1 protein-coding gene and 1 pseudogene are annotated in these 1,245 nt (G+C 59.2%); both read right to left on the bottom strand.

Annotated features, from left to right (window positions below):
• Positions 1-148 precede the first annotated feature (148 nt).
• Positions 149-880, bottom strand: a pseudogene (locus RSW2DRAFT_RS16935) (IS3 family transposase); the annotation flags it as partial.
• A 41-nt stretch (positions 881-921) separates the two neighbouring features.
• Positions 922-1,245 (bottom strand): integrase core domain-containing protein (locus RSW2DRAFT_RS16930; protein ID WP_008033243.1); only part of this gene is annotated, 324 nt, incomplete at its 5' end.

The following is a 1,245-nucleotide window of genomic DNA, read 5'->3' as shown; positions in this document are numbered from 1 at the left end:
AAAGTCCTTGCCGTTTCCAAGGCGCGCTTATTGAAGCTGGGCAACATGAAAGCCGAAGCTCTGCGCAGGGCCGGAAAGGGCAGCGCGGCGCGGCGCGACGTGGTCGCCCTGAACCTCGCCGGGTTTGCCGGAGGCTGATTTCGGTTAGTTACGCGGCCATGGGTTCAGTTTCCAGAGCGGCGTAGAAGTTTGCTTCGGCTTCGGCGGGCGGGATGTTTCCGATTGGCTCGAGCAGGCGACGGTTGTTGAACCAGTCGACCCATTCGAGGGTGGCGTATTCCACCGCCTCGAAGCTGCGCCAAGGGCCGCGACGGTGGATGACCTCGGCCTTGAACAGGCCGTTGATCGTCTCGGCAAGTGCGTTGTCATAGCTGTCACCGACGCTTCCGACCGAGGGTTCGATGCCTGCTTCGGCCAGCCGTTCGGTATACTTGATCGACAGATACTGGCTGCCGCGGTCACTGTGATGCACGAGCCCCATGCCCTTTACCGGGCGGCGGTCATGGACTGCCTGTTCGAGGGCATCGAGAACGAACCCGGCATGAGGGGAGGTGCTGACACGCCAACCAACGATCTTGCGGGCATAGGCATCGATTACGAACGCCACATAAGCGAACCCCTTCCAGGTGGCGACATAGGTGAAATTCGACACCCAGAGCATGTTCGGCGCAGGCACGCGGAACTGGCGGCTCACCTTGTCCAGCGGGCACGGCAGCTTTTTGTCCGGGATCGTAGTCTTCTGCGGCTTGCCGCGGATAATGCCCTGAATATCCATGTCCTTCATCAACCTCGCGACCGTGCAGCGCGCGACGTCAAAGCCCTCACGGCGCAGCTGGTGCCAAACTTTGCGCACGCCGTAGACCCGCCAGTTCGCATCGAAGTGAACCGCCCCGGGTTTACCGGAGGGTGATTTGTTCATTTTTAGGCGACCATATCGAGTGAGTTCAGGTTTGCATAGAACGCCTCCTCTGCTTCTGCGGGTGGGATGTATCCGATTGGGCCGAGAAGTCGGCGGTTGTTATACCAATCGACCCATTTGAGGGTTTCCCACTCGACCTCTCGCATTGATTTCCACGGGCCGATCTGGTTGATGACCTCGGTTTTGAACAGGCCAATGACGCATTCGGCCAAGGCATTATCATAGGCATCGCCGACCGTTCCGACTGAAAGATCGATCTCCGCCTCGGCCAGGCGCTCGGTATACTTGATAGACAAGTATTGGGAGCCGCGGTCCGAATGGTGTAT

Source organism: Rhodobacter ferrooxidans (assembly GCF_000176015.1).
Lineage (GTDB): Bacteria > Pseudomonadota > Alphaproteobacteria > Rhodobacterales > Rhodobacteraceae > Pseudorhodobacter_B > Pseudorhodobacter_B ferrooxidans.
Note: the sequence above shows the minus strand (reverse complement) of the source record. Positions and strands in the feature narration are given on the sequence as shown.